The sequence below is a fragment of the Psychrobacter sp. PL15 genome, from assembly GCF_035984995.1.
GTDB lineage: Bacteria > Pseudomonadota > Gammaproteobacteria > Pseudomonadales > Moraxellaceae > Psychrobacter.
On the sequence record NZ_JAXCIB010000037.1, the window covers coordinates 1 to 1,038 of the forward strand.

Below are 1,038 nucleotides of genomic sequence, written 5' to 3' on the forward strand. Positions count from 1 at the left end.
GGCCTTGTTGCATAAGCACTTATATTTGATATTATAAAGAGATGAAACCACATATTCCTGCCGCCGACAAGAAGAAGTACCGCACCACCAACTGGCGCGACTACAACCAAGCCCTGATAAACAGAGGCAACCTCACCTTTTGGATAGATCCTAACACCAAATGGCATGCCGAACCTAATGGCAAATCGGGGCGAAACCATACGTTCAGTGACATCGCCATCCAAACCTGTCTCACCCTCAAAGTGCTGTTTAATCTGCCATTACGGCAAACCCAAGGCTTTATGCAAAGCATCATCACCCTTGCAAAGCTTGACTGGAACGCACCAAATTACAGCACCCTATCTCGTCGTCAAAAAGACATCGACATCACCATACCTTATCAACCAGCACCCAATGGACTTCATTTGCTCATCGACTCTACCGGCATCAAAATAGTGGGCACCGGCGAATGGTGCCATAAGAAACATGGCAACCAAAGCCGTCGGCAATGGCGTAAAGTCCATATCGGCATTGATGCTGACTCTCAGCAAGTTAGAGCCGTTGGCGTCACCACAAGCAACGTGGGTGACTCCAGTATGCTCAGCGACTTATTAGAGCAAATACCGACTGATACGCCATTGCGCTCAGTGACCGCAGATGGCGCTTATGACACCAAAGACAGCCATCAACGCATTGCTGACAAAAAAGCTCGTGCGATTATCCCACCAAGAAGCAATGCCGTTATTTGGCAAGCCCCTAAGCATCAAGGGGATAGGGTGCGTAATCAGGCGGTGAAAGACTGCCATGAGCTGACAACAACGCTATGGAAACAGCGAGTGGGTTATCACAGGCGTAGTCTGGTTGAAACGGCAATGTTCCGCTTAAAGCGTTTGGGGGATCGGTTAATGGCAAGAAGGTTTGATGCTCAGGTGGCGGAGGTACACCTTAGGATAGCTGTGCTTAATCGATGGACAATGCTTGGTATGCCGGTGACGGTTGCGGTCTAATCGCTGATTCCATAGAAAGTGTTAGGTTAAACTTAAGTTGCGCAACAAGGCC

At 48.8% G+C, this 1,038-nt stretch carries 1 protein-coding gene; it reads left to right on the top strand.

Annotated features, from left to right (window positions below; translation table 11 throughout):
- Window positions 1-41 precede the first annotated feature (41 nt).
- Window positions 42-986 carry an IS5 family transposase gene (locus RCH20_RS12460; RefSeq protein WP_327193829.1) on the top strand — a complete coding sequence of 315 codons (945 nt, stop codon included), beginning with the start codon at window positions 42-44 and terminating at the stop codon, window positions 984-986.
- Window positions 987-1,038: the final 52 nt, after the last annotated feature.

What these genes read in the sequence shown, in the direction of transcription:
- RCH20_RS12460 (WP_327193829.1), top strand. Translation starts at nt 42, where the DNA reads ATGAAACCACATATTCCTGCCGCCGACAAGAAGAAGTACCGCACCACC.